Source organism: Sphingobium sp. GW821-FHT02B05 (assembly GCF_059421905.1).
Map to the genome: position 1 here is coordinate 1562102 of NZ_JBWKVW010000001.1, position 25803 is coordinate 1587904.

Genomic DNA, 25803 nt, shown 5'->3' on the forward strand with positions numbered 1-25803 from the left:
CGAGAACCGTTGCGTGCCCTGCTTCTCGACAGGCTCGAAGCGAACGGGATGAAAGGCGCATGGTCATGCCAGTTCCTCCTCAAGCGCGGCGGCAAGAGTTTCGATATCCTCCGCCGTGACGGTTTCAGTGACCGCGACGACGAGGCCGTTGCCGATCTGCGGCGCGTCCGGGAAGAGGCGGCCGAGCGAGACGCCCGCCAGCACACCCTTGTCGGCCAGGGTGCGCACGACGTCGCGCGCATCCTTGGTCAGGATCAGGGTGAATTCGTTGAAGAAGCCGTCGTTGAGCAGCGTGACGCCCGGCACCTTGGCCAGACGATCGGCGGCCTGGCAAGCGAGGCCGTGGTTCAGCGTCGCCAATTCCCGCAGGCCCCGTTCGCCCAGCAGCGTCATGTGGATGCTGAAGGCCAGCGCGCACAGGCCCGAATTGGTGCAGATGTTCGACGTCGCCTTCTCACGGCGGATATGCTGCTCGCGGGTGGAAAGCGTCAGCACATAGCCGCGCTTGCCCGCCGCATCGACGGTTTCGCCGCACAGGCGACCCGGCATCTGGCGGACATATTTCTGCTTGCAGCCGAACAGGCCGAGATAAGGCCCGCCGAACTGGAGGCCGACGCCAATCGACTGGCCTTCGCCCACCACGATGTCCGCTCCCATATGGCCGGGCGCCTTGATCGCGCCCAGCGCAACGGGTTCCGTCACTACCGCGACCAGCAGCGCGCCGGCCGCGTGTGCGGCGTCGGCGAGCGGGGTCAGGTCGGCGATGCGGCCGAGAATGTCCGGGTACTGGACGACAACGCAGGATGTGTCCTTGTCGATCGATGCGATCAGCGCGTCGATATCGGTCGCGGCGTCCAGCGTCGGCGCTTCATGCACCAGCGCGTCGCCGGTGAACTTCGCCATGGTGTTGGCGACCGAGACATAATGGGGGTGGAGGCCCGACGAAAGCAGAGCCTTGCCGCGCTTGGTAATGCGGCGGGCCATGCCGATCGCTTCCCAGCAGGCGGTCGAGCCGTCATACATGGAGGCGTTGGCGACATCGACGCCCAGCAGGCGCGCCACCTGCGTCTGGAATTCGAATAGCACCTGCAACGTGCCCTGCGCGATTTCCGGCTGATAGGGCGTGTAGGCGGTCAGAAACTCGCCGCGCTGGATCAGATGATCGACGCTGGCGGGCACATGATGCTTGTAGGCGCCGGCCCCCAGGAAGAAGGGCGCCTCCCCTGCCGACAGATTCTTCCGTGCAAGCGCGCCCATGTGGCGCTCGACCGCCAGTTCGCTGGCATGGTCGGGCAGGCCGGGAATCGTGCCGGTCAAGCGGGCTTGCACAGGCACGTCGACGAAAAGGTCGTCGATGGACGCAGCGCCGATGACGGACAGCATGTCCTGCCGGTCGGTGTCGGTAAGGGGTAGATAGCGCATGTATTTCTCCGGTCCCCTCCCTTTTAGGGAGGGTTGATCGGAGTCACGTGCCTCCGATCAAGGGTGGGTGCGCCGCGCCAGCGGCGGCTCTTCGGGACAGGTTCTAGGCTCCCTGCGGTCGCCACCCACCCCAACCCCTCCCTTAAAAAGGGAGGGGCCAGATCAGGATCAGAGGCTCGCCACGAATTTCTTGTAGGCGGCTTCGGTCATCAGGCCTTCCAGCTCGCTGGTGTCGGCGATGCGCAGCTTGAAGAACCAGCCGTCTTCCTCGGCATCGCTGTTGACCAGCGCCGGTTCGTCCTCCAGCGCGCCGTTGCTCTCGATCACTTCGCCCGAAATCGGGGCATAGACGTCGGACGCGGCCTTGACGGATTCCACGACGGCGGCGTCGTCGCCCTTGTCGAAGGTCGTGCCTTCGGCCGGCAGTTCGACGAACACGATGTCGCCAAGCTGTTCCTGCGCATAGTCGGTGATGCCGACGGTGGCGATTTCGCCCTCTACGTCGATCCATTCATGTTCGTCGGTGAAATAACGGCTCATGCTGTGTCTCCCCTCGGAGTGTAGAAAATTCAGGCCCGGACGCTCAGGCCTTGCGGCGATAACGATGCGCAACGAACGGCATCGGCGCAACCTCAGCGGCGATGCGTTTTCCACGCACTTCGATTTCCAGCGCGGTCCCTTCCGCGCTGTGCGGCAGGCTGACCCAGCCCATCGCGATCGGCGCGCCAACGGTCGGCGCGAAGCCACCGGAGGTGACTTCGCCGACCTGGGTTGCGCCGATATGGATGGTCGCGCCTTCGCGGGCCGGCAGGCGGCCTGCGATCTTGAGGCCCACGCGCTTCGCGCCGGGTCCGTCGGCCAGTTCCTTCATGACGCGGGCATGGCCGATGAAGCCGCCTTCCTCGCGCCGGCGCTTGCCGATGGCAAAGCCCAGGTCGGCGCCGATGGTGCTGACGGCAGGAGACAGGTCATGGCCGTAGAGCGGCAGGCCAGCCTCCAGACGCAGCGAGTCGCGCGCACCAAGGCCGATCGGCTTGACCTGCGGCAGGGCGCACAGCGCGTCGGCGAGCAGGGTCGCGTCGTCGGCAGGGATGCTGATCTCGAAACCATCCTCGCCGGTATAGCCCGACCGGCTGATCCACAGCGAAACGCCGCGCCAGGTGAAGAGGCCCGACTGCATGAAGAGAAGGTCCGCGGTTTCCGGAATGAGTGCGGCCAGCGCCTCGCCCGCTTGCGGGCCTTGCAGCGCCAGCAGCGCCTGATCGGCCATATGATTCATGACGACGGCGTCGGGCAGATGTTCGATGATCCAGCCGATATCGTCATATTTGGTCGCGCCGTTGACCACCATATAGATATCCGCGCCGTCGAAGGCATCATTACCGAGGCGCGAGACCATCAGATCGTCCAGGATACCGCCATCCTGATCCAGCAGCATCGAATAGCGCTGGCGGAAGGGCTTCAGCCCCTTGATGTCGCTGGGCAGCAGGGTTTCGAGCGCGTCGTCCACGCCCTCCCCACTGAAGGTCAGCTGGCCCATATGGCTGACATCGAACAGGCCGGCATGTTCGCGGGTCCAGCTATGTTCGGCCATGATGCCTTCATATTGGATCGGCATATGATAGCCGGCAAAGCCGACCATGCGCGCGCCACGGGCGCGGTGCCAGGCATCGAGCGGAAGTGCTTCGAGCGGCAGGTCTTCGAAATGCGTGGCGTCTTGCGTGCCGGACATGAGCGGCCTTTCCATGCAGGAGGTGGTAGCGACAGCATAGACAGGCCCGGAGTCGGACCTGTTACAACTGCCACCCCCTCTGTCACGGAACCTGAGAGCTTTGACCAGCGGCCGTGCGGCCACATGGCTTACCCCTTCGGTGGGACGGAAATCCGTCCGCTTTCCAGAGTGCCTTGCGCGCGATGCGGTCCTTTGACCTGAGAGATTCCGGGGCGGTTGCTCCTTCGGTGACGGGGTGGCCTCAAAGGCTTCCCATGCTCTCCCGCATCATGCCCGGCGAACGAATCCGCCGGAGACATTCAGCGCATTGCGTCAAACGCACGGGCGCGTCAATCGGCCAAAGCCACCAGGCCATAAATCTCCGCATGGCGTTTTTCGGCGTAGCGGTCGGTCATGCCGGCGATGAAATCGGCGATGTGGCGGCTGCGGACGGGTTCTTCGAACGTGCAATCGTCGCGCCATTCGGGCGGCATCAGCGCCGGATCGGCCTGATAGGCGGCGAACAGGTCGGTGACGATGATCCGTGCCCGATCCGCCGCCGCAAGCTGTTCGGGATGATGGTAGAGGGTGGCGTACATGAAGCGCTTGAGATCGCGTTCCTGCTCGGCGAGTTCGGGCGAAAAGGCGACCAGGGTACGGCCGAGCGCGCGGACATCCGCGACCGTTTCGACGCCGGATTGCACGATATTGACGCGGGTGGCGGCGAGCAGGTCGTTGGCCATGACGCCGATCTGTTCGCGCACCAGTTCGCGCAGCAGGCGGTCCTGCGCAACGTCGGGATAGCGTTTGCGCACCCGGTCCCAGCAATGGGCGACGAAGGGCACCTCCAGCAGCTGGTCGAGCGTAAGCAGACCCGCGCGCAGGCCATCGTCGATATCGTGGTTGTCATAGGCGATATCGTCGGAAATGGCCGCCAGCTGCGCCTCCAGCGAGGCATGGCTGGAAAGGTTCAGCGGAAAGAGCGCATCCAGTTCGCGCATCGCCCAGCCCGGACGTTCGATCGGGCCATTATGCTTGGCCAGCCCCTCCAGCATTTCCCAGCTGAGGTTGAGGCCCCGGAACCGTGGATAGGGGCTTTCCAACAGCATCAGCGTGCGCAGCGTATGGGCGTTGTGATCGAAGCCGCCATGCTCTTCCAGCGCGGCTTCCAGCGCATCCTCGCCCGCATGGCCAAAGGGCGGATGGCCAATGTCGTGGGCGAGGCAGAGGGCTTCGGTCAGATCTTCATTGAGGCCCAGCGTGCGTGCGGTGGTGCGGCCGATCTGCGCGACCTCCAGGCTGTGGGTCAGGCGGACGCGGAAATGATCGCCATCGGGCGAGACGAACACCTGCGTCTTGTGGCGCAGGCGGCGGAAGGCGATGCTATGGATGATGCGGTCGCGATCCCGCTGAAACACATCGCGCGGCCCCCGCACCTCCCCCCCCGGTTCGGCATGAAGGCGGCCCTGACTGGCGTCGGGATGGCAGGCATAGGAAGCAAGCGTCGTCATGGGACGCCTGTTAGCCCAAAGCGGGGCGGGTTTGAACGGCTAGTGAGGGGCGATTGCATATTTGGTGATGCGGCGGCGGGGTGTGGGTGCGTGCGCATGGTTACAATATTCGTCACCACAGGATGACGATCTCACTAAAAGCCAGTGCATGCCCGGACGGCTATATAGCTCACTCGCCGCCCAGCTTCTCCACCTCCTCGCCGGCATCGCTGCGCCAGGCAAAGACGTCCGCGCCATCCTTTTTCAGGCTGGTTTCCAGTTCCTTGGCGCGGGCGAAGCTGGCGAAGGGGCCGACCAGCAGGCGGTTGGTGCGGCCCCAGCTGGCGCTCCACGCGCCTTGCGGGGCCAGGATCGTGTATTTCTTGCGCAAGCCCTTCATCGTGAAGCCCAGCGCGCCCTTGCTCTGGCCGACGCCGACCTGAAGCCAGTTGCGCGAGGGGTTGGCGGCGAGCCGCTTCTTTTCTTCCGCTGCGGCCCTGGCCTCTGCCTTGGCTTTGGCATCGGCTTCCGCCTTGGCCTTGGCTGCGGCATCCTTTTTCGCCTTGTCGGCAGCCATTTTGGCAGCGGCCTGCCGTTCGGCGCGACGGGAAGCCTGAAGCGCGGCGACCTCATTCAGATCGACGGCCGCGACGCTGGACTGACGCTCGGCTTCCGGCACGTCGATGGCGCGGATGATGTCGGCCAGCGTGCGAACCATTTCGGGGTCAGGCTGCTGCACGCTGGTTGACGGTTGGGCGGCCGGAGCCGGCGACGGCCCGGCGGCGGGCGTCGTTGCAGGCTCAGCCGGCTGAGGCGATGCAGGCGCGGGCGTCGATGCCTGCGCGAGAGCGGTAGCATTGGGCTGCGGGCCGTTGCCGGACGGCGGATTTTGCGCCGGCGTGGCGCGCGCGGCATTGCTCTGGATCGATTCAAAGCCCGGCGCCGGTGGCCCCTGCACGGTGGTGGACGGGAAGCTTTCGCCCGGCCGCAGCGGGACGGTTTCCGTTCTTGTCTGCGCCCCGTTGCCGCGTTCATCGGACGGTAGCGGCTGGACCTGCGGCACGGGCGCCGAACGAGCGGGCTGCGACGCGGGCTGTTGCAGGATCGGCTGGCGCGCAGGTTCCGGCACTGGCGGCCTGGTTGCGGCCTGCGCCACCTGCGTCTGGGCCGGGCGGGCTTGTGCCGGTGGCGTTTGCGCGGGGCGGCGGGCGGCGGCCAGCCGCTCTTCGCGGGCCTTGCGGGCAGCCTCACGCTGCTGGCGGCGCTGCTCGCTGCGGCTGAGCGGTTTCGTCTTTTCAGGCGCCACGGCGGCGACCGCCACCGGCTTGGCTATCGCAATGCCGGGCGCGGGCGGAGTCGGCGTGATCGCGGCGATGCTGGTACCGATCTGCTGCGGGAAATGGCCGAAATGCACCGCTGCGGCCTTTTGCGCGGGGGTGAGATAGGGCATTTTCTGCATATAGGGCGTGATGGCGCCGGCCAGTTGGGCGGGCATGGTCTGTTCCGCCACCTTCTTCGCGTCAGCCTGCTTGTTGTTCATCGCCAGGATGAAAGCCTTGTAGCGCCAGGCGGCCCGATCGCTCTTGTAGAGCAAGGGTTCGAGGATTTTGTCGGACGCCGCGACCTGACCGGCGATGCCGAGCGATGCGGCGTAGCGGCGCACCAGTTCGTCATCATTGGGCGTGCGTTGCAGCGCCGCCTGATAATCGCGCTGCGCGCCGGCCTGATCGCCGGTCATATCCTTTGCAAGGCCGCGATCGGACAGGATCGTCGCGTCGGGATAGCCCAATCGTTGCGCCTGATCGAACAGCCGCAGCGCCTCGACCGGGTTTTGCAGCTTAAGCATCACGCGCGCCAGTCCGGCCTTGATCCGGCCATTGCCGCTTTCGATCGCGTCGGCGCGCGCGTAAAAACCGGCAGCCGCGCGCGGATCGTCCAGCGCCAGTGCCGCCTCACCTGCCCCGATCAGCGCAGCGACATCGCGCGGGTTGGCGGCAAGCCGCGAGAGATTGGCATTGAGATCGGCAGCGCCGAGCGGGCGAACCAGTTGGGACTGGTCGAGTTGCGCCTGCGCCATGCCGGTTGGCAGCACCGCCGCACCGGACAGGCAAAGTCCGAGAATCCAAGGAGAAGTCTGTTTCACATCGGGGCCTTAAACGATCGCATGCTGAATAGGGAATTAGCGCAACGAAAAAGCGCGCCGGGTTGCCCCAGGCAACCGACAGCGCGCTTCATCATGTTTCCACGGCCGGAGCCGGTCTGGAAATTACTGGTTGCTCTGACGATTCAGGAAACGCGGGATATCCACGCCCGGCGCGGCATCGTCAGCGCCCGGCGCCTTTTCAGTCCCACGGGTCAGGCCGGCCATGCGTTCGAACAGGGTACCGCCAGTCGCCACGCGCGGCGGCGCCGCGGCAGGCACGGTCGGTTCGGCCGCTTCGGCACCCAGGACCAGTTCGTCCTGGCTGCTGTCTTCGTCATCGAAGACGGCAGCGGGCTTGGGCGGCGCGAAGGACGGCGACGGGGCGGCCGGAGCGGGCGCCGCCGGCACGTCGAGTTCCAGCGTCTCGGGCTGCGGCGCGGGCGCCGGGGCCGGCGTGGGTGCAGGCGCAGCGACAGGGGCCGGCTGGGCCGCGACGGGCGCTGCCGCAGCCCTGGGCGCTGCGGCCTGCGGCACGGACACCGACGGGCGGTTGGCGAAGCTGAACGGCTGGGTCAGCGGTGCGGCGTTGCCGCCGGCTTCGGCTTCGATGCCTGTGGCGACCACCGACACGCGGATCTTGCCGTTCAGGCCATCGTTGAAGGCGCTGCCCCAGATGATGTTCGCATCCGGATCGACCAGTTCGCGGATATGGTTGGCAGCTTCGTCCACTTCCATCAGGCGCATGTCGTCGCCACCCACGATGGACACGATGACGCCCTTCGCGCCGCGCATCGACACGCCGTCGAGCAGCGGGTTGGCGATCGCCTTCTCAGCGGCCTGAAGCGCACGGCCGTCGCCTTCGGCTTCGCCGGTGCCCATCATCGCCTTGCCCATTTCGCCCATCACCGAACGGACGTCGGCAAAGTCGAGGTTGATGAGGCCGGGCATGATCATGAGGTCGGTGATCGAGCGCACGCCCTGTTGCAGCACTTCGTCCGCCATCTGGAACGCTTCCTTGAAGGTCGTGTTCGGATTGGCGATCAGGAAGAGATTCTGGTTCGGGATGACGATCAGCGTATCGACATGCTTCTGCAATTCTTCGATGCCGGCGTCGGCCGACTTCATGCGGCGATTGCCTTCGAAGGTGAAGGGCTTGGTCACGACACCGACGGTCAGGATGCCGCGATCGCGCGCAGCCTTCGCAATGACGGGTGCCGCGCCGGTGCCGGTGCCGCCGCCCATGCCCGCGGTGATGAAGCACATATGCGCGCCGTTGAGCGCCTCTTCGACCGAAGCGATCGTTTCTTCAGCGGCCGCCTTGCCGATTTCGGGGCGCGAACCGGCACCCAGGCCTTCGGTGATCTGCGGCCCGAGCTGAATACGCCGCTCCGCCGGCGAGCTGTTCAGCGCCTGCGCGTCGGTATTGGCCACGATGAAGTCCACGCCTTCGACCGAAGCGGCAATCATGTTCGCGATGGCATTGCCGCCCGCGCCGCCGACGCCGATCACCGCGATGCGCGGCTTCAGTTCGTCCACATGCGGTGGGCTGATTTCAATGCTCATAAATTCTGCTCCCTCAGCTTCCTCGTCAGGAAGCAACGCCGTCATACAATGTTAACACCAGAAAATAGCGTATTTCACCAGCTATTTTCGTCTTTATAGCATTTCGTCTAATAGTTCGTCTTCATCGCGCGCATCATACGCTGCCACCAGAGCGGGGTACCCAGACGATGCACCGTTTGCGGCGCAGGCGCCATCGTGCGGAGATCAACCGGGTTGGAAGCGCCGTAAAGCGCGAGTCCCGCCAATGTCGCGAAGGCCGGCCCACTATGCGCTTCGGGCATGGCGGACAAGCCCCTTGGTCGCCCGACACGCACGGCGCGGCCTAATGCGCCCTGGGCATAATCGGCAATGCCCTTCATTTCCGCGCCGCCGCCGGTCAAGACGACCTGGCGTCCGGTGGAATTGAACCCCATGCCGGCCAGTGCCGCGTTGACCTCCGTCATGATCTGATTGAGCCGTTCGCAGATGACGCCGACGAGAGCGGCCCGGGTGATCTTGCCCCCTTCCGCATTGGGACCGGCGGCCTGCCCCGGAATGGCCGCTTCGCCATGGGGCGGCGCGATCTCGATCATCTCGCGGAAATCGCGGGGGTTCTGCATGGCGGAACCATAGAAGCATTTGATCCGCTCCGCCTGGCTGCGGCGGATACCGAAGGACGAGGCGATGTCGTCGGTAATGTCCGCCGCGCCCATCGGAATGGAATGGAGGCCGACCAGCATGCCGCCCGCATAGAGCGAGACGTTGGTGACGCCCGCGCCCATTTCCACCAGAGCGACGCCCAGGTCGCGCTCTTCTTCGGAAAGGCAGGCCAGGCCCGTCGCGATCGGCGCGGCGACGATCGAATTGACGTTGAGATAGGCGCCACGCACGCACAGGTCGAGATTGGCGAGCGGCGCGCCGTCCGCCAGCACCACATGGATGTCGACGCCCAGCAGGTCCGCATGCATGCCCAGCGGCTTCTTCACCGGCACCTTGCCATTGATGGTGAAGCAGGTCGGCTGGGCATGAAGGACGATGCGGCCATCAGGGTCGATGCCCTGCTGGCCGGTGGTCAGGAGGTCGTCGATATCGGGCTGTTCGATGCGATAGCCGCCCATGTCGCGCTCGACCGTGACGACATCGCTGACGAGGGACCCGCCCGAAAAGCTGACCCACACATCCTCGATATTGGTCCCCGCGACCCGCTCGGCCTGTTCCACCGTTTCGCGGACGGCCAGTTCGGTACGCTCCATGTCCGCGATGAAACCCCGGCGCACGCCACGGCTTTCCCGCTGACCCGTTCCCAGGATCGCGAGTTCGCCGGTGTCGGTGCGACCTGCGATCAGCGCCGACACTTTCCAGGAGCCAATGTCGATCGCGGTAATGAGCTTTTCGACCTTGGGCTGCGCCATCTTGTCCTAGCCTTCCTCGCCTGCGTCCGGCGCCTTGGCGGTGGCCGCCGCGGCGTCGGTCGGCTTTTCCTCGACCTTGCCCTGCGGCAGGCGCAGGACGAAACGGTCGGGATCGCGCATGTCGAATTTGACGATGCCTCGGCCGAGCAGACGGTTCACACCGTCCATGCGGGCGAAGTTCACCAGGGCGCCGGCGGAATCCTTGTCACCCTCCGGCAGGGAGAGCGTCTCACCCGATTGAAAGCGCAAATCCCAGCGGCGGTTCCCGACCCAGGTCGCGCCTGCCAGCATGGGCTTCAGGGCCGGAGCATTTTCCATCAGGCGATTGAGGCCGGCGGTCTGGCGATTGGCATTGGGGCCGACGACCAGCGGCAGGTCCGGCATGGCGCTGGCCGACACCGACTGGAGCACCACGCCCTGCACGTCGATCAGGTGCAATTGCCCGTCATGCTGCCAGACGGCGACCGGATCGCGCTCGATGATGTCGACCACCAGCGTGTCGGGCAGGCGACGGGAAATACGCGCATCCTTGACCCAGCCGAGCTTCAGCATGTCGGCCCGCACCTTGGGCAGGTCGAGCGAGAGCATGGAGCGATCCACCTGCCCCAGCGCGATATTATAGACGGGCAGTTCGTCCATCCGTTCGACGCCGCGCACTTCGACCTTGTCGACTTCGAAACCGGCACGGGCGGCGATGTCCGCCGCCTGCTGCCGCGCCATGCCGGGGAGGCCGGCGAAGATGGCTATGGACAGGACGATGGCACCGAAGATGCCGACGATCGCCCAGCTGGCCATACGTTGCAGGGTCGCTTCGCTGACGGGCAGCATCTCGACCAGCCGGTCGAGACCGCTTTGACGCTTGAGCACACGGCCGCGGCCGCCCTTCGTCGCCCTTCCCTTCGCGCTGCTCAGCCGTGCGGTGCCGCCGCGCCGGATACGTGCCTCAGCCATCACCATGTCCCCCGGCGCGATCCAACGCCTCTGCCACAATAGTCTCTACCAGCGTGGCATAGTCAATGCCCAGCTTCGCCGCCTGTTCGGGGACCAGGCTCAGGGGCGTCATGCCCGGCTGGGTATTGACCTCCAGCAGGAACAGCCCCTCGATCCCCTGCGTATCGTCCCAGCGAAAATCGGCACGCGATGCGCCCTTGCAGCCCAGCAATTGATGGGCTCGCAGGGCGATCGCCTTGCAGGCTTCGGTAATTTCCGGCGGCAGATCGGCGGGGCAGATATGGTCCGTCATGCCGTCGGTATATTTGGCGTCGAAATCATAGAAGCCGCTTTTGGGGCGTAGTTCAGTAACGAGCAGGGCTTCGTCGCCCAGCACGGCGGTCGTCAGTTCACGGCCGCGAATATAGGGTTCGGCCAGCAGTTCGGAGAAATCCTGCCAGGGGCCGACGCTGTCGCGACCGATGGGACTGCCGTAATTGCCCTCCGCCGTGACGATGGCAACGCCGACCGAGCTGCCTTCATTGACGGGCTTGAGCACATAGGGACGCGGCAGCGGATCGGCGGTAAAGAGGCTTTCGCTCTGCACGATATGGCCGCCGGGCATGGGGATGCCGTGCGGCACCAGCGCCTGCTTGGTCAGTTGCTTGTCGATCGCGATGACCGATGTCGCAAGGCCGCTATGGGTGTAGGTGAGGCCCATCAGGTCCATCATGCCCTGCACAGTGCCGTCTTCGCCGGGGACGCCGTGCAGCGCGTTGAAGATCACATCGGCCTTGGTTTCGGCCAGGCGCGCGGCGACGTTGCGGTCCATGTCGATCCGCGTGACTTTGTGGCCGCGCGATTCCAGCGCCTTGGCGACGCCTTCGCCCGAAGACAGCGAGACAGGCCGCTCCGCCGACCAGCCGCCCATCAGGACGGCGACATGCCAGGGACCACGGCTCATGCGATATTTCCTTCGATCGGTTCATGTGCGTCGTCGGCAAACAGGCCGACCCGCTGGATTTCCCATTCCAGTTCGACGCCGCTCTTGTCCTTCACGCGGCGGCGGACCTCCTCGCCCAGCGCTTCGATGTCCGCGCTGGTGGCGTCGCCGGTGTTGAGCAGGAAATTGGTGTGCTTTTCGCTCACCTGCGCGCCGCCCAGTTGGAGGCCGCGACAGCCCGCTTCATCCACCAGCGCCCAGGCCTTGTGCCCGTCGGGGTTCTTGAAGGTGGAGCCGCCGGTCTTGCTGCGCAGCGGCTGGCTCTCTTCGCGCGCGGTGGCGATACGGTCCATTTCGGCCTGGATCGCAGCGGGTTCGCCCGGTTCGCCACGAAAAGTCGCGCTCACCACGACCGCACCGTCGGTCAGGTTGGAATGGCGGTAGGTATAATGGAGGTCGCGGGCCAGCAGCGTGATCTGCTCGCCAGAGCGCAGCACGACATCGCAGGAGACGAGTATGTCCGCCGTCTCGCGGCCATAGGCACCGCCGTTCATGCGCACGAAACCGCCGACCGTGCCGGGAATGGAGCGCAGAAATTCAAGGCCGGCTATCCCTGCGTCGCGCGCGGTCGATGACACGAGGATGCCCGACGCGCCCGCGCCGCAGGTCAGCGTAACATCATCCAGCCGATCGACCTTCGCGAAGGGCTTGCCCAGGCGCACGACCACGCCCGGCACGCCGCCATCGCGCACGATGAGGTTGGAGCCGAGGCCCAATGCCATGAACGGCACTTGCGGATCGAGCATGGCGAGGAAATCGGACAGATCATCCGCATCCTTTGGTTCGAACAGCCATTGCGCCACGCCGCCCGCCTTGAACCAGACGAGCGGCGCCAGCGGGGCGTCAGCCTTGAGCGTGCCACGAACGGGCGGGAGGGCCGTGTCAGTCGTCAACCGCGCATGCCCCACAGGTTCATCCAGCCCTTCATGGCCTTGAGGCCCGCTTCATTGGCCTGCGCCGCGGCCATGCCGGTCTGCACCTGCTTCTGCGCGGCCTCCACCATGTCGCGCGCGACCTCGACGCCCTGCATCTGGGCATCGATCATGCGCTTCTGCATTTCCAGTCCGACGGCGAACAGTTCGAACATCAGGCGGTTTCCTTCACGCTGTTCACGGCCGGGGCGAGGCCGGCAGCCCATTTGGTGATGTCGCCCGCGCCAAGGCAGATGACCATGTCGTCGGGCTGGATATCGGCGGCGATGACGGCGGCCAGGTCGTCGGCATCGGCGACAGTCGCGGCGTTGCGATGGCCGCGCCGCTTGAGCCCGGCGACCAGCGCCGCGCTGTCCACGCCCTCGATCGGTTGTTCGCCCGCCGTATAGACGGGGGCGGCATAGACGATGTCGGCATCGTTGAACGCCTGCTGAAATTCGTCCATCAGGTCGCGCAGGCGGGTGAAGCGGTGCGGCTGGACCACGGCGATGACGCGGCCCTTGGCGCCTTCGCGCGCGGCGGCGAGAACCGCCTTGATCTCGACCGGATGGTGGCCATAATCGTCGATGACGGTGGCGGTGCCGCCTGCAACCTCAATCTCGCCGACCTTGGTGAAGCGGCGCTTCACGCCGCCGAACTTGGCGAAACCGGTCTGGATGGTCGCGTCGTCAATGCCCATTTGCAACGCCACGCCGATCGCTGCCATGGCGTTCAGGACATTGTGGCGGCCGGGCATCGGCATTTCGATTCCCTCGATCCGGCGGGTCGATCCGTCGCGCTCGCGGATCTGGATATCGAAGCGGTTGCCGCCAGGGATGGGCTGGACATTGTCGCCCCGGATATCGGCCTGCGCGGAAAAACCGTAGGTGACGATCCGGCGATCCTGCACTCGCGGCAGGATCGCCTGCACTTCGGGATGGTCGAGGCACAGCATCGCTGCGCCGTAGAAGGGGACGTTGCCGACGAACTCGACGAAGGCGTCCTTGACCCTGTCGAAATTGCCATAATGGTCGAGATGTTCGGGATCGATATTGGTGACGACCGCGATCGTTCCATCAAGGCGCAGGAAGCTACCGTCGCTTTCGTCGGCCTCCACGACCATCCAGTCGCTGTTGCCGAGGCGCGCGTTGGACCCATAGCTGTTGATGATGCCGCCGTTGATGACGGTCGGGTCCACCCCGCCCGCGTCGAGCAGCGCGGCGACCATCGACGTCGTCGTGGTCTTGCCGTGGGTGCCCGCGATCGCCACGGTGGATTTGAGGCGCATGAGTTCGGCGAGCATTTCCGCGCGGCGGATGACCGGCACGCGATTTTCCAGCGCCAGTTCGACTTCGGGATTGCCGCGCTTGATCGCGGTGGAGGTGACGACCACGGCGGCATCGCCCAGATTTTCGGCCTTGTGGCCGATCATCACCTTGATCCCCTTGGCGCGCAGGCCTTCCACGACATAGCCTTCGGCCACATCGGATCCTTGCACGCTATACCCCAGATTGTGCATCACTTCGGCGATGCCGGACATGCCGATGCCGCCGATGCCGATGAAATGGATCGTGCCGATGTCTGTGCCGACACCCTTCATGCGGGAACTCCCTGGAGATTGAGCGTGGTCGGGGTCGGGCCGACCCTGACCGGATCGTTGACGATGGGCGCGGTGCCGATGCTTTCCAGCAGGTCGGCCATGTCGCGCGCGGCATGGGGACGGCCGCAGTTGCGCGCGCGCTTGGCGGCGTTCTGAAGCGCGCCGGGTTCCAGCGCCATCTTCTGCATCTGCTTGGCCAGTTCGACCGCGGTGAAGCGGGCCTGCGGGATGGTGCGGGCGCCGCCGGCCTCGGTCATTTCCTTCGCATTGGCGGTCTGGTGATCGTCCATCGCACTGGGCAGCGGGATGAGGATCGCCGGACGGCCGGCGCAGGTCAGTTCCGCCAGCGTGGAGGCCCCTGCCCGCGCGATCACCAGATGCGACCAGCCCAGCTTTTCGGGCACATCGTTGAAATAGGTGGCGAGGTCTGCGGGGATTTCCATTTCCGCATAGGTTTTGCGGACGCGCTCAATATCTTCGGCGCGGCATTGCTGCGTGACTTGCAGGCGACGGCGCAGCGCGACCGGCAGCATCGAGAGGCCTTCGGGCACGACGCTGGACAGGATGGAGGCGCCCTGGCTGCCGCCGATCACCAGCACGCGGAAGACGCTTTCGTCGGTGAGCGCGGGGAAATCCTCCTCGCGCAACTGCTTTACTTCTTCGCGGACCGGATTGCCGATCAGGTGGACCCTGGACGCATAGGCCGGTTTCAGCCGCTCTACGTCGGGATAGGCCGTCGCGATCGCATCGACGCCACCGCTGAGCAGACGGTTGACCCGGCCCAGCACGGCATTTTGTTCGTGGATGGCGGTCGGGATGCCATCTGCCAGCGCGCCCAGCAGCGCGGGCATGGCGGGATAGCCGCCGAAACCGACCACGGCGGTCGGGCGAAAGGTTTCGTTGAGGCGGCGGGACATGGCGCGGCCGGCCAGGATCGCCCTGAGCGCGCCAGGCCAGCTGAGCGGGTTCTTCGTCATCCGGCCGGCGGGCATGACATGGACCTGCGCGCGATTGTCGGGCGCGTGATCGAAGATGCCGGGGATTTTCGCGCCCCGCTCGTCGGTGACGAGCGCGACATGATGACCACGCGCCATCAGCTCCTCCGCCACGGCATGGGCTGGAATCATATGACCCCCCGTCCCGCCGGCGGCGAGGACGAAGTGACGGGAAATGCTCATCGACCACTCCATTTGACGACCGTGTGCCGACCCATGAAGGGGTTGCGCCGCGTGAATGCGAGCAGCAGGCCGACGCCGATACAAAGCGCCAGCATAGAGGAGCCGCCGTAGCTGATAAAGGGCAGCGTCATGCCTTTTGACGGAAATATCTGCGCGTTAACGCCCATGTTGATGATCGCCTGAAGGCCGAACTGGGTGGTGAGGCCGGCGGCGGCGAGGATCGTGAAATTATCTTCCTCGTCCAGCAGGCGCAGCAGCACGCGCACCACGATGGCGAGATAGACGCAGGCGATCGCGATGCAGGCGAGCAGGCCGAACTCCTCCCCGATCACCGAGAAGATATAATCGGTATGCGCTTCGGGGAGGCGGAACTTGTTCTGGCCCCCACCCGGCCCGACGCCGGTAAAGCCACCATGGGAGATGGTGCGGAAGGCAAGGTCTGTCTGGTCCGGGCCGGCGTCCAGCTGAACCCCGATGCCCAGGAAGTCGTTCACGCGCTGGCGGCCATTTTCATAGAACATATAGACGGCGACCAGTCCCGCGAGCGCCGCCCCGCCCATCGCGCCGATGAAGCGCATCGACACGCCCGACAGCAGCAGGAGCACGCCAAGACAGGCGCAGAAGATGACCGTCTGGCCGAAGTCGGGCTGGCGCATCAGGATGATGGCGATAAGGCCGGTGACGCAGAAGCTCAGCGGCACGACCGGCAGGCTCATATCCTTGGTACGCAGCGACAACAGCCAGGCGAGCGCCACGACGAAGACGGGCTTGAGAAATTCGGACGGCTGGAAACGGAAGCCCGGCAGGTCGATCCAGCGCTTGGCGCCGTTCACCGTCGATCCCAGGATCGGCACGCACAGCAGCATGACGAAAAAGAAGGCACAGCCGAAGATGGCGAGCCGCCGCGCCTGCGGGCGGGGCAGCATGGAAATGATGAGCATGATGGGCAGGCCGATGAACACCCACATCAGCTGGCGATAGAAATAGATGAGCGGATTGACCGCGACCGAGGCGGTCGACCGGTCGATCGCAGCGACGGGGGATGCCGCCGCGACGGCGACCAGCCCGATCGCCATCAGCGTGACGATCAGCGACAGGAGCACGCGGTCGATTTCCCAGAACCAGATGGCGAGCGCCGTCCGTTCGCGCGGCACGGTGCGGGTGCGGAAACCCTTCACCAGTTCGCCAGCCTTGAACATCCGTGTCGTCCCTTCCCTGCCCATCGTGTCGCCCCCGACTTGGTGGTTAATCGCTAAGAGAATCCAGCGCCGCAACGGCGGCGGCGAAGGCATCGCCGCGCGCTTCGAAATCGCGAAACTGGTCGAAACTGGCGCAGGCCGGGGACAACAGCACCACGTCCCCCGGCTGCGCAATGCGCGCGGCGCGGCGGACGGCGGCGCTTAGCATTTCACTGTCGTCCACCGCCATATGCGGGCGCAGCAGATCGGCGAACATATGCCCCGCTTCACCGATGGTATAGGCGTGGGCGATGTTGGCGAAATGGGGGATGCACTCGTCCAGATTGTCCGATTTGGCGACGCCGCCCAAGATCCAGTGGATGCGCGGCTTGCCGTCCTTCGCCGGCCAGGCGGCGAGTGCGGGCGCGGTGGACGCGGCGTTGGTCGCCTTGCTGTCGTTGACGTAGAGGACGCCGTTGCGGGTGCCGACGGCCTGCATGCGGTGCGGGAGCGAGGCGTAGCTGGCCAGAGCGGCGGATATGGTCGCTTCGTCGATGCCCAGCGCCTTTGCGACAGCGATAGAGACAGCAGCATTTTGCGCATTGTGCGGCCCTTGAAGGGCGGGCCAGGGGTGTTGGGTGGCAGGATCGATGTCGGAAGACGCCACGCGCACCAATCCGGAGAACAGGTTGTCGGCAATCGCTCGGCTTGGTTCATCATCGGTCGCGATGACGGCCACCTGTCCCGGAGACTGCATGGCGAACAGACGCGCCTTCGACGCGACATAGCCTGCAAAGCCGTCGTAGCGATCCAGATGGTCCGGCGTGATGTTGAGCAGCACCGCGACGTCGCAGTCCAGGCTGTGGGTCAGGTCGATCTGATAGCTGGACAGTTCCAGCACATAGACGCCCACGCCATGCAGGTTCGGCTCCAGCGGCGGTTGGCTGAGGATCGGCAGGCCGATATTGCCGCCCATCACCGTCGGGAAGCCCGCCTGCTCGATGATATGGTGGATCAGCGCGGTCGTCGTCGACTTGCCGTTTGTGCCTGTGATGCCGACGACCTTGTGCGGCGGCAGCGTCGGCCGGGCGAGCGCGAACAGCTCGATGTCGCCGATGATGGGGACAGCGGCGATCTTGGCACGCATCGCGATGGGGTGACGGTTCAGCGGCACGCCCGGCGACAGGACGATGCCGTCGAAGCCGGAAAGGTCGATCTCCATCGGATCGCCCAGTTCCGCTTTGCCCGCGACCAGCGCGCGCGCTTCTTCCCGGCTGTCCCAGGCGACGACGCGCGCGCCGCTCGCGACCAGCGTGTCGACCGTGGCGAGGCCGGACCGCGCCAGGCCCAGCACGGCGTAGGTCTTGCCCCTGAAAGCGTCCGAAACGATCATCCGCTTACCTCAGCTTCAAGGTGGCAAGGCCGGCGAGCGCCAGGATGAAGGCGATGATCCAGAACCGGATCACCACGGTCGGTTCGGCCCAGCCCAGTTGTTCGAAATGATGGTGGATCGGCGCCATCTTGAACACGCGCTTGCCGGTGCGCTTGTAAAAGAAGACCTGGATGATGACGCTCAGCGCTTCCACGACGAACAGCCCGCCGATGATGCCCAGCACGATTTCGTGATGGGCCGTCACGGCGATCACGCCGATCGTGCCGCCCAGCGCCAGGCTGCCAGTGTCGCCCATGAAGACGGCGGCCGGCGGCGCGTTGAACCACAGGAAGGCAAGGCCCGCGCCGATGATCGCGCCGCACAATATGGTGAGATTGCCCGCGCCTGGCACATGGGGGATGCCCAGATAATCGGCAAAGTCCGCGCGCCCGACCAGATAGACGATCAGCATGAAGGCCAGACTGGCGATGATGACCGGCATGGTGGCAAGGCCGTCGAGGCCGTCCGTCAGGTTCACGGCATTGCCGAACGCCACGATGACGAAGGCGGCAAAGCAGAAGTAGAACGGCCCCAGTTCGATCGCCGGGCCATTGTAGAAGGGCACGTAGAGCGCGGTATTGCCATGCTGGTTCACGATCATCCAGGCGGCGACGCCGGCGATCAGAAATTCGAAGATCAGGCGCATCCTGCCCGACAGGCCCTTGTGGCTGGCCTTCGTCACCTTGTCATAATCGTCGAGGAAGCCGATCGCGCCGAAGCCCAGAGTGACGAACAGGCAGGCCCAGACATAGGTGGATTGCAGATCCATCCACAGCAGCACCGAAATGACCATGGAGGTCAGGATCATGAGGCCGCCCATGGTCGGCGTGCCACGCTTGGCCAGGTGGCTTTGCGGGCCGTCGTCGCGGATCGGCTGCCCCTTGCCCTGGCGGACGCGCAGCCAGCCGATGAATTTGGGGCCGATGACCAGGCCGATGAAGAGCGCGGTGAAGATCGCCGCGCCCGCCCGGAAGGACAGGTAACGGATCAGGTTGAAAACACCTGCGAAATCCAGGGTTTCGGCCAGCCAGTAGAGCATTAGTTTACATCTCCGTCACGGGCGGCCTCGGCCAGGGCAGCGACCAGGCGGGACAGGCCCACGCCGTTGGAGCCTTTGACCAGGATCGCGTCGCCCGCGCGCATTTCGGTTTGAATGAGGGGGATGGCCGCCGCCGTGTCGGCGACATGGACAAAGGGAATGACGCCGGCCAGCGCATCGACCAGAGGCGTCATTTCCGCGCCAACCAATATGGCATAGTCGACCTGCCCCGCCCCCAGCGGTTCGGCAAGGCCGGCATGAAGTTCTACGCTGCGGTCGCCCAGCTCGCGCATGCCGCCCAATATGGCGATGCGACGATCAGCTTTCTCGCGGCCAAGCTGGGTCAGCGTCGCCTTCATGGACAAGGGATTGGCGTTGTAGCTTTCGTCGATCAGCAGCGCTTCGCCACCGGCAACCGGCAGGATGCGCCGTTCGCCCCGGCCCGGCAGGCCCGGCATTTCGGCGAGCGCAAGGCCGGCTGCGGCCAGATCGCCGCCCACCGCCTCTACCGCCGCCAGCACGGCGAGCGCATTGGACACCCAATGATCGCCGGGCGCGGCCACGGTGAAGCAAAGTTCGGCGCCCGGAAGGGTGGCCGTGACCAGCGTGCCGCCGCCCGGCGCGGGCACGGCTTCGCGCGCGCAGACATCGGCCTGCGGGCTGGTGCCGAAGGTCAGGATGCGGGCGGCGTGGCGCTCCGCCTTGTTATAGAGCGTGGCGACATGCGGGCTGTCATAGGGGATGATCGCCGTGCCGCCCGGTTGCAGTCCTTCAAAGATTTCCGCCTTGGCCTCGGCGATCTTCGCTTCGGTGCCGAAAAATTCGATATGCGCAGGCGCGATGGCGGTGACGATGGCGACATGGGGCCGGACCTGCCGGGTCAGCGCAGACAGTTCGCCGGCATGATTCATACCCATTTCGAACACGCCATAGGCCGTATTGTGCGCCATGCGCGACAGACTCAAGGGCACGCCGACATGGTTGTTGTAGCTTTTGACCGAGCGATGCGCCTCGCCGGGCGCGGCACGGTCCAGCGCCTGGAACAAAGCTTCCTTCGTGCCGGTCTTGCCGACCGATCCGGTGACGCCGATCACCTTGCCATTCATGCGCTTGCGCGATGCTTTTCCCAGCGCTTCGAGCGCAAGGGCGCTGTCGGGGACGAGGATATGGGGGTGATCGACCGGCTCGCTGACGATCGCGCCTGCCGCGCCTTGGTCGAAGGCCTTGGCGACGAATTTATGGCCGTCGGTCGCCTCACCCTTCATCGCGACGAACAGGTCGCCCTGCCCCACTTCGCGGCTGTCGAAGGCGACGCCCGAAACGGCAAACGGCGCCGACGCGGCGCCGCCTGTGGCCTCGGCGATTTCGGCGGAGGTCCAGAGGTCGGTCATAGACACCGAACGGAAAGGTGGGAACCGAGAATCACCCCGCGCACTCCCGCGCCACGGTCACGTCGTCGAAGGGCAGGACGCGGTCGCCGATGATCTGGCCCTGTTCATGGCCCTTGCCGGCCAGCAGGACGATATCGTCCGCGCCCGCCTGACCGATGGCGGCGGCGATGGCGGCACGGCGACCGCCGATTTCCTCGGCCTGCGGCGCACCCGCCAGCACGGCGGCGCGGATTGCGGAGGGTTCTTCCGAACGGGGATTGTCGTCGGTGACGATGACATGGTCTGACAGGTCCGCCGCTACCTTGCCCATCAGCGGACGTTTGCCCGCATCCCGATCGCCGCCGGCGCCGAACAGGGTGATGAGCTTGCCGCGCGTATGCGGGCGCAGCGCCTCAATCGCGGCTTTCAGGCCATCAGGCGTATGGGCATAATCGACATAGACGGGCGCGCCCGCCTTGCTGATGACCGCGCGTTCCAGCCGACCGCGCACTGGCTGGACCCGGCCGAGCAGTTCCATGACCTTGACCGTGTCACCACCCGTCGCGATGACGAGACCAGCGGCGGTCAGCGCATTGGCGGCCTGATAGGCGCCGATCAGCGGCAGGTTCACCTTGTAGAGCGTGCCGTCAGCTTCGACCTCCAGCGCCTGGCCCAACTGGGTCGGGGTGCGGTTGACGAGGCGCAGAGCCTGTCCCTGCACCCCGACGCTCAGCACACGAAGCCCCCGCTTCGTAGCGCGCTGGATGACCTTGTCCGACCATGCGTCGTCGGCCCAGACGACCGCCGCGCCATCAGCCGACAGGACTTCGTCGAACAGCCGCATCTTGGCGTCGAAATAGCTGTCCATGTCGCCATGATAGTCGAGATGATCGCGCGACAGGTTGGTGAAGGCCCCGGCGACGACCGGCAGCCCTTCGGTACGATATTGGTCGAGGCCATGGCTGGACGCCTCGAACGCGGCATGGGTGATGCCTTCGCGTTTGAGGCCCGACATATTGGCGAGGAAGGTGACGATGTCCGGCGTGGTGAGGCCGGTCGATACCTGATCGACCGCGGTCGTGACGCCCAGCGTACCGATCGACGCGGACTTGTGACCCAGCATGCGCCACAGCTGGCGCGCGAGTTCGACGGTGCTGGTCTTGCCATTGGTGCCGGTGACGGCGACGGTCACGTCCGGGAAGGGCGCGAAATAGCGGGCGGCCATCAACGCCAGCAAGCGGCGGGGATTGGCGTGGGCGATGTGGATCGCGCCTTCCACCTTCGCTTCGGGGCGCGCGACGATGGCGACCGCGCCGGCCTTCACCGCGTCGGAAATATAGTCCTCGCCATTGACGCGCAGGCCCTGAAACGCACCGAAGACGGTGCCGGGCGCGACCTTGCGATTGTCGATGGCAAAGCCGGTCACGGACGCATCAAGGCCGGCAATAGCGCCGACCTTGGTCGATATGTCCGCATCCAGCCCCTCGATAAGCGACCCGAGGCGCATCATTCTTTCTCCTTGTCGCCGTGCAGCAGCGGCATCAGATCCGAAATATCCACGTCACGACTTTCGTCCGGCATCACGCCCAGCATCGGGCCGGCGCGCTCCACCACGCGCTTGACCACCGGGGCGGCGGTCCAGGCGGCGGTGCGCAGGCCATATTGGCCGGTCGCCTCGTCCATGATCGCGACCACGACGTAGCGGGGATTGTCCATCGGGAAGGCAGAGGCGAAAGTCGTCACGAGCGAAGTCTTGTTATAGCGCCCCTCCTGGGGCTTTTCGGCGGAACCCGTCTTGCCGCCCACCCGGAATCCCTTGGCATCGGCACTGCGTCCTGTACCCGCCGACACGATCATCCGCAACAGTTGCCGCATCCGCGCGCTGGTGGCGGCGGTAAAGACGCGGCGTCCTTCGGGCACTTCGTCGGGGCGCAGCTTGCGCATGGTGGCCGGACGCCAGATGCCGCCATTGACCAGCGCCGCATAGGCCGCCGCCAGATGCAGCGGCGTGACCGCAATACCATGCCCATAAGCCGTGGTCATGCTGGTGATGCGGCCCCAGCTGGATGGCCAGATGCCCTTGGCCCGCTCGTTGAACTCGATCGGGGCACGCTGGTCGAAATCGAGGCTGCGGAACATCTTTTGCAGCGGCGCGGCGCCCATTTCGTCGGCGATCCGCGCCGTGCCGATGTTGGAGCTGTGCACCAGGATTTCCGGCACGTTGATCCAGCGACCAAGCGAATGATCGTCGCGGATGCGGAAGCCGGCAACAGCAAGGGGCGCGGTGGCGTCATAGCGCTTGCTCATCGACGTCACGACGCCGGCATCCATGGCCGCCGCGATCGACAGCGGCTTGAAGGAGGAACCCAGTTCGTAGCGGGCCTGCACCATATGGTTGCAGAGCGGCGATTCGCTGCACGTCTTGCCCGCATAATTTTGCAGCTTGTTGGGATCGAAGACGGGGATGGAGGCCATGGCGATGATCTCGCCGGTATTGGCGTCCATGATGATGCCGCCCGCGCCCTTTGCCCTGGTCTGTACCAGCTGCGCGTAAAGTTCGCTTTCCAGCGCGCCCTGCACCCGGCTGTCGATCGAGATGGCGAAGGGCTTGCCGCGCTGCGCCGCCTGGGTCAGCCGGTCGTTGAAGGCCGCCTCCACGCCCATGCCGCCCTGCCCTTCGGCGTTGGGCGCGAAGCCCAGCACATGGGCCGCCAGCGTGCGCTGCGGATAGAGGCGCTCTTTCTCGCGCGGGAATTCGATGCCGATTTCGCCCAGCGCGTTCACTGCCGCCACTTCCTCTGGCAGGGCTCGACGGCGCAGATAGGCCCAGCCCCGGCCGGTCAGCTTCTTGTAGAAGGCCGCTTCTGGTTCGTCCGGGAAGATTTCGTGCAGCTTGCGCGCAAGTTCGCCCGGATCGCCGATCAGCTTGGACGGGCGAACCGCCACCGAATAGGCATCCATGGTGCGCGCCAGCGGCACGCCGTTGCGATCGACGATGTCCGCACGCGCCGGCAGGAAAGGCGACAGGCTGCCGTCGCCCGCATTGCCATGCGCAAAAATGCCGACCCAGACGAGTCGGCCGATGACGATGGCGGTGATGAGCATGAACAGGATCAGCAGCAGCATCAGCCGGTTGTGGGCGATGGCGGTCAGGTTGACCCGCGCTCGCCCCGCCCGCTCGCCGCCCGGCTGGACAATGATCGTGGCCATCAGCGCGCCTCCCTGCGCTTCTCGCGCGCCGCCTTGGCGCTCAGGTCGCCCAGCGTGCTGTCATCCAGCAGCTTGGCATCGAGCATCGCCATCCGCTCCGCCTTGCGCGCGACCGGATTGGGCTTCGACACGTCGGCGTCGGCCTTCGCCTGCTGCAAGGGGGTACGGCGCGCGGGCTTGGGCAGCTTGTCGACGGCGTCGGCCGCATGCGCCTCCCGGATCACCGCGATATCGCTGCGGATCTGGGTCGCGGCGGGGCTTTCGGGCACCTTTTGCGGGGCGGATGGCAGGTCGGCCGGGGTTTCGACCATCGCCACCATCACCGGCGGCGCGATATAGTCGGGACCATTGGGCTGCACCCCGTCCAGATGGGCCAGCGCCCTTTCCCCGCCCAGATATTGCTGGGCGCTGGGCGTCGAATACATGAAATCATCCTGGTTCCAGCGTTCCAGCTGCCGCATGGACGCGCGCGCGCTGAATTCCGTTTCCAGATAGCGGATATCCGCCTTTGCCCGCGCGATCTGCGCCCGGACCTTCATCAGTTCGTTGCGTTCGGTCGCGACCTTGAGCGACACCATATAGGCGCCCAGCGCGCCCAGCGCGACGAGGATCACCCAGATCAGGCTCTGCAACCTTTTGACGGCGATCATGAGCGGACACTCCGAAGAGACTGGTGGGCGGGGGCAGACGTACGGATGGCAGCGCGGAGCGTGGCGGATCGGGCGCGGGGGTTGCGCGCCAATTCGGCCTCACCGGATTTCACCGCCTTGGCCGGCTTGGCGAAGGTCGGCTGCGGCCCGGCGGCGCGTTCGGGCATATGCCTGGACCCACCGCTGTCGCCGCCGCTGCGGTTGCGTAGAAACTGTTTGACGATGCGATCTTCCAGAGAGTGGAAGGTGACGATCGCAAGGCGTCCGCCCTCCTCCAGCAGGGCTTCCGCCGCTTCGAGGGCCAACTCCAGCTCCTCCAGTTCGCGGTTCACATGGATGCGGATCGCCTGGAAGGTACGGGTCGCGGGGTCTTTCTTGTCGTGCGGCTTATGGCCCAGCGCCTTGCGGACGATGGCGGCCAGTTGGCCGGTGCGCTCCAGCGGGCGCGCCTCCACGATCGCGCGGGCGACACGGCGCGACTTGGGCTCGTCGCCATAGCGATAGATGACTTTGGCGATCTCTTCCTCGGACGCTGTATTGAGGAAATCGGCGGCGCTCATGCCGTCCTGGCTCATCGTCATGGTGAGCGGGCCGTCGGACTGGAAGGAGAAGCCGCGCTCCGCCCGATCCAGCTGCATCGAGGATACGCCGATATCGAGCGTAATGCCCGACACTTTGTCGACGCCGCGCTCCGCCAGCAATTCCGCCATGCGCGAAAATTCGCCAGGGATCAGCGTGATCCGATGCGCGTCGGCCACCGCCTGCCCTTCCCGGATCGCATCGGGGTCGCGATCGAAGGCGAAGACGCGGGCGCCGGCACGGGCCATGGCGCTGCTATAGCCGCCAGCGCCGAAGGTGCCGTCAACATGGATCTCGCCGGGTTCGATGGCGAGGGCGTCGAGGACTTCGTCGATCAGGACGGGGATGTGGGGGGCATCGCTCACTTCGCTGCCCCTTCCGCGCGGGCGTCGATCCAGCGGCGGACCTTGTTGCGGATCAACGCCGGGCGATCCGGGCTTTCGACCAGGGCTTCGGGCTTCCAGATCTGGAAATAGCGGCCCACGCCGTAAAAGAAGATCGCGTCCGTGATACCTGCTTCTTCCTTGATATCGGGGTGGAGGAAGAATCGGCCGGCATCGTCGAAATTTACGTCCTCAATCGTACCGAGGCGGTTTTCGCGCTCCAGATCGGCGTTGAAGTCGCGCCCGGCCTCATAGGCCTGACGCTCCAGCTTCTCGACCTCCTCGAACAGGAACTGCTTGTGGGACAGGCCGAAGCCGGTGGCGCAGCCATTGTCGAAATGGACCGACAGGCACAGGCGATTTTCGCCGCCGCTGGCCTGCTTGACCAGCTTGCGCATCTCCAGGGGCAGCACGAAACGGCCTTTGCCGTCCGCGACGCTGAATGCGTTGCCCGAATAGAGAATGACGTCCGACACGATGGCGACCTGGCCCCTTGTTTTCGGGGCACAGGCCACCTGTCGCCGGAATCATGAGAACGATCATCCAGCGCACAGGACAACGCAAAGCCTGACGAACCCCAATGCCGGTTTTCCTACCAAGCATGAGGGCGGACTGCAATG

The 25803-nt window shown here is 65.5% G+C and carries 22 protein-coding genes and 1 riboswitch; all 22 genes read right to left on the reverse strand.

Going from position 1 to position 25803, the window contains the following annotated elements; genetic code table 11:
* Positions 1-63: 63 nt before the first annotated feature.
* The gene (gene gcvPA / locus AC07UX_RS07885) at positions 64-1422 is read right to left on the reverse strand and encodes an aminomethyl-transferring glycine dehydrogenase subunit GcvPA (protein ID WP_495191361.1); all 1359 of its coding nucleotides are present in this window, start codon (positions 1420-1422) and stop codon (positions 64-66) included.
* 168 nt (positions 1423-1590) lie between these two features.
* Entirely contained in the window at positions 1591-1962 is a 372-nt protein-coding gene (gcvH, locus tag AC07UX_RS07890; RefSeq protein WP_495191362.1) for a glycine cleavage system protein GcvH, read from the reverse strand.
* Between the two features lie 43 nt (positions 1963-2005).
* The gene (gcvT, locus tag AC07UX_RS07895) at positions 2006-3154 is read right to left on the reverse strand and encodes a glycine cleavage system aminomethyltransferase GcvT (RefSeq protein WP_495191363.1); all 1149 of its coding nucleotides are present in this window, start codon (positions 3152-3154) and stop codon (positions 2006-2008) included.
* Between the two features lie 175 nt (positions 3155-3329).
* Positions 3330-3429: riboswitch (glycine riboswitch) on the reverse strand.
* Between the two features lie 54 nt (positions 3430-3483).
* Positions 3484-4644: a deoxyguanosinetriphosphate triphosphohydrolase gene (locus tag AC07UX_RS07900; RefSeq protein ID WP_495191364.1), complete on the reverse strand. Its 1161-nt coding sequence runs from the start codon at positions 4642-4644 to the stop codon at positions 3484-3486.
* Between the two features lie 169 nt (positions 4645-4813).
* Entirely contained in the window at positions 4814-6766 is a 1953-nt protein-coding gene (locus AC07UX_RS07905) for a tetratricopeptide repeat protein (protein ID WP_495191365.1), read from the reverse strand.
* Positions 6767-6889: 123 nt separating this feature from the next.
* The gene (ftsZ, locus tag AC07UX_RS07910) at positions 6890-8329 is read right to left on the reverse strand and encodes a cell division protein FtsZ (RefSeq protein ID WP_495191366.1); all 1440 of its coding nucleotides are present in this window, start codon (positions 8327-8329) and stop codon (positions 6890-6892) included.
* Positions 8330-8436: 107 nt separating this feature from the next.
* The gene (gene ftsA / locus AC07UX_RS07915) at positions 8437-9720 is read right to left on the reverse strand and encodes a cell division protein FtsA (protein WP_495191367.1); all 1284 of its coding nucleotides are present in this window, start codon (positions 9718-9720) and stop codon (positions 8437-8439) included.
* Positions 9721-9726: 6 nt separating this feature from the next.
* On the reverse strand, positions 9727-10671 hold the full coding sequence (locus AC07UX_RS07920) for a cell division protein FtsQ/DivIB (protein ID WP_495191368.1): 945 nt from the start codon (positions 10669-10671) through the stop codon (positions 9727-9729).
* Entirely contained in the window at positions 10664-11614 is a 951-nt protein-coding gene (locus AC07UX_RS07925; protein ID WP_495191369.1) for a D-alanine--D-alanine ligase, read from the reverse strand. Before AC07UX_RS07925 ends, AC07UX_RS07920 begins: the two co-directional genes overlap by 8 nt.
* Positions 11611-12561: a UDP-N-acetylmuramate dehydrogenase gene (gene murB / locus AC07UX_RS07930; protein WP_495191370.1), complete on the reverse strand. Its 951-nt coding sequence runs from the start codon at positions 12559-12561 to the stop codon at positions 11611-11613. Before murB ends, AC07UX_RS07925 begins: the two co-directional genes overlap by 4 nt.
* Complete coding sequence (locus AC07UX_RS07935) at positions 12543-12740, reverse strand: hypothetical protein (RefSeq protein WP_495191371.1); 198 nt, start codon at positions 12738-12740, stop codon at positions 12543-12545. Before AC07UX_RS07935 ends, murB begins: the two co-directional genes overlap by 19 nt.
* A complete protein-coding gene (gene murC, locus AC07UX_RS07940) occupies positions 12740-14164 on the reverse strand; it encodes a UDP-N-acetylmuramate--L-alanine ligase (RefSeq protein ID WP_495191372.1) in 1425 nt (474 codons plus the stop codon). The genes AC07UX_RS07935 and murC overlap by 1 nt, the downstream gene beginning before the upstream one ends.
* Positions 14161-15342: an undecaprenyldiphospho-muramoylpentapeptide beta-N-acetylglucosaminyltransferase gene (murG, locus tag AC07UX_RS07945; protein ID WP_495191373.1), complete on the reverse strand. Its 1182-nt coding sequence runs from the start codon at positions 15340-15342 to the stop codon at positions 14161-14163. The genes murC and murG overlap by 4 nt, the downstream gene beginning before the upstream one ends.
* The gene (locus AC07UX_RS07950) at positions 15339-16541 is read right to left on the reverse strand and encodes an FtsW/RodA/SpoVE family cell cycle protein (protein ID WP_495191374.1); all 1203 of its coding nucleotides are present in this window, start codon (positions 16539-16541) and stop codon (positions 15339-15341) included. The genes murG and AC07UX_RS07950 overlap by 4 nt, the downstream gene beginning before the upstream one ends.
* 46 nt (positions 16542-16587) lie before the next feature.
* The gene (murD, locus tag AC07UX_RS07955; protein WP_495191375.1) at positions 16588-17913 is read right to left on the reverse strand and encodes a UDP-N-acetylmuramoyl-L-alanine--D-glutamate ligase; all 1326 of its coding nucleotides are present in this window, start codon (positions 17911-17913) and stop codon (positions 16588-16590) included.
* A gap of 4 nt (positions 17914-17917) precedes the next feature.
* Complete coding sequence (gene mraY, locus AC07UX_RS07960; RefSeq protein WP_495191376.1) at positions 17918-18991, reverse strand: phospho-N-acetylmuramoyl-pentapeptide-transferase; 1074 nt, start codon at positions 18989-18991, stop codon at positions 17918-17920.
* Entirely contained in the window at positions 18991-20382 is a 1392-nt protein-coding gene (locus AC07UX_RS07965) for a UDP-N-acetylmuramoyl-tripeptide--D-alanyl-D-alanine ligase (RefSeq protein WP_495191377.1), read from the reverse strand. Before AC07UX_RS07965 ends, mraY begins: the two co-directional genes overlap by 1 nt.
* A gap of 31 nt (positions 20383-20413) precedes the next feature.
* Positions 20414-21868 carry a UDP-N-acetylmuramoyl-L-alanyl-D-glutamate--2,6-diaminopimelate ligase gene (locus tag AC07UX_RS07970; protein ID WP_495191830.1) on the reverse strand — a complete coding sequence of 485 codons (1455 nt, stop codon included), beginning with the start codon at positions 21866-21868 and terminating at the stop codon, positions 20414-20416.
* Entirely contained in the window at positions 21868-23571 is a 1704-nt protein-coding gene (locus tag AC07UX_RS07975; protein ID WP_495191378.1) for a peptidoglycan D,D-transpeptidase FtsI family protein, read from the reverse strand. The genes AC07UX_RS07970 and AC07UX_RS07975 overlap by 1 nt, the downstream gene beginning before the upstream one ends.
* Entirely contained in the window at positions 23571-24221 is a 651-nt protein-coding gene (locus tag AC07UX_RS07980; RefSeq protein ID WP_495191379.1) for a colicin transporter, read from the reverse strand. Before AC07UX_RS07980 ends, AC07UX_RS07975 begins: the two co-directional genes overlap by 1 nt.
* Positions 24218-25165 (reverse strand): 16S rRNA (cytosine(1402)-N(4))-methyltransferase RsmH, encoded by a 948-nt coding sequence (rsmH, locus tag AC07UX_RS07985; protein ID WP_495191380.1) that lies wholly within the window; start codon positions 25163-25165, stop codon positions 24218-24220. Before rsmH ends, AC07UX_RS07980 begins: the two co-directional genes overlap by 4 nt.
* Positions 25162-25659, reverse strand: a complete 498-nt coding sequence (locus AC07UX_RS07990) for a division/cell wall cluster transcriptional repressor MraZ (RefSeq protein WP_495191381.1) — start codon at positions 25657-25659, stop codon at positions 25162-25164. The genes rsmH and AC07UX_RS07990 overlap by 4 nt, the downstream gene beginning before the upstream one ends.
* Positions 25660-25803: the final 144 nt, after the last annotated feature.

What these genes read in the sequence shown, in the direction of transcription:
- gcvPA (WP_495191361.1), bottom strand. Translation starts at nt 1,422, where the DNA reads ATGCGCTATCTACCCCTTACCGACACCGACCGGCAGGACATGCTGTCC.
- gcvH (WP_495191362.1), bottom strand. Translation starts at nt 1,962, where the DNA reads ATGAGCCGTTATTTCACCGACGAACATGAATGGATCGACGTAGAGGGC.
- gcvT (WP_495191363.1), bottom strand. Translation starts at nt 3,154, where the DNA reads ATGTCCGGCACGCAAGACGCCACGCATTTCGAAGACCTGCCGCTCGAA.
- AC07UX_RS07900 (WP_495191364.1), bottom strand. Translation starts at nt 4,644, where the DNA reads ATGACGACGCTTGCTTCCTATGCCTGCCATCCCGACGCCAGTCAGGGC.
- ftsZ (WP_495191366.1), bottom strand. Translation starts at nt 8,329, where the DNA reads ATGAGCATTGAAATCAGCCCACCGCATGTGGACGAACTGAAGCCGCGC.
- ftsA (WP_495191367.1), bottom strand. Translation starts at nt 9,720, where the DNA reads ATGGCGCAGCCCAAGGTCGAAAAGCTCATTACCGCGATCGACATTGGC.
- AC07UX_RS07920 (WP_495191368.1), bottom strand. Translation starts at nt 10,671, where the DNA reads ATGGCTGAGGCACGTATCCGGCGCGGCGGCACCGCACGGCTGAGCAGC.
- AC07UX_RS07925 (WP_495191369.1), bottom strand. Translation starts at nt 11,614, where the DNA reads ATGAGCCGTGGTCCCTGGCATGTCGCCGTCCTGATGGGCGGCTGGTCG.
- AC07UX_RS07935 (WP_495191371.1), bottom strand. Translation starts at nt 12,740, where the DNA reads ATGTTCGAACTGTTCGCCGTCGGACTGGAAATGCAGAAGCGCATGATC.
- murC (WP_495191372.1), bottom strand. Translation starts at nt 14,164, where the DNA reads ATGAAGGGTGTCGGCACAGACATCGGCACGATCCATTTCATCGGCATC.
- murG (WP_495191373.1), bottom strand. Translation starts at nt 15,342, where the DNA reads ATGAGCATTTCCCGTCACTTCGTCCTCGCCGCCGGCGGGACGGGGGGT.
- AC07UX_RS07950 (WP_495191374.1), bottom strand. Translation starts at nt 16,541, where the DNA reads ATGTTCAAGGCTGGCGAACTGGTGAAGGGTTTCCGCACCCGCACCGTG.
- murD (WP_495191375.1), bottom strand. Translation starts at nt 17,913, where the DNA reads ATGATCGTTTCGGACGCTTTCAGGGGCAAGACCTACGCCGTGCTGGGC.
- mraY (WP_495191376.1), bottom strand. Translation starts at nt 18,991, where the DNA reads ATGCTCTACTGGCTGGCCGAAACCCTGGATTTCGCAGGTGTTTTCAAC.
- AC07UX_RS07965 (WP_495191377.1), bottom strand. Translation starts at nt 20,382, where the DNA reads ATGACCGACCTCTGGACCTCCGCCGAAATCGCCGAGGCCACAGGCGGC.
- AC07UX_RS07970 (WP_495191830.1), bottom strand. Translation starts at nt 21,868, where the DNA reads ATGCGCCTCGGGTCGCTTATCGAGGGGCTGGATGCGGACATATCGACC.
- AC07UX_RS07975 (WP_495191378.1), bottom strand. Translation starts at nt 23,571, where the DNA reads ATGGCCACGATCATTGTCCAGCCGGGCGGCGAGCGGGCGGGGCGAGCG.
- AC07UX_RS07980 (WP_495191379.1), bottom strand. Translation starts at nt 24,221, where the DNA reads ATGATCGCCGTCAAAAGGTTGCAGAGCCTGATCTGGGTGATCCTCGTC.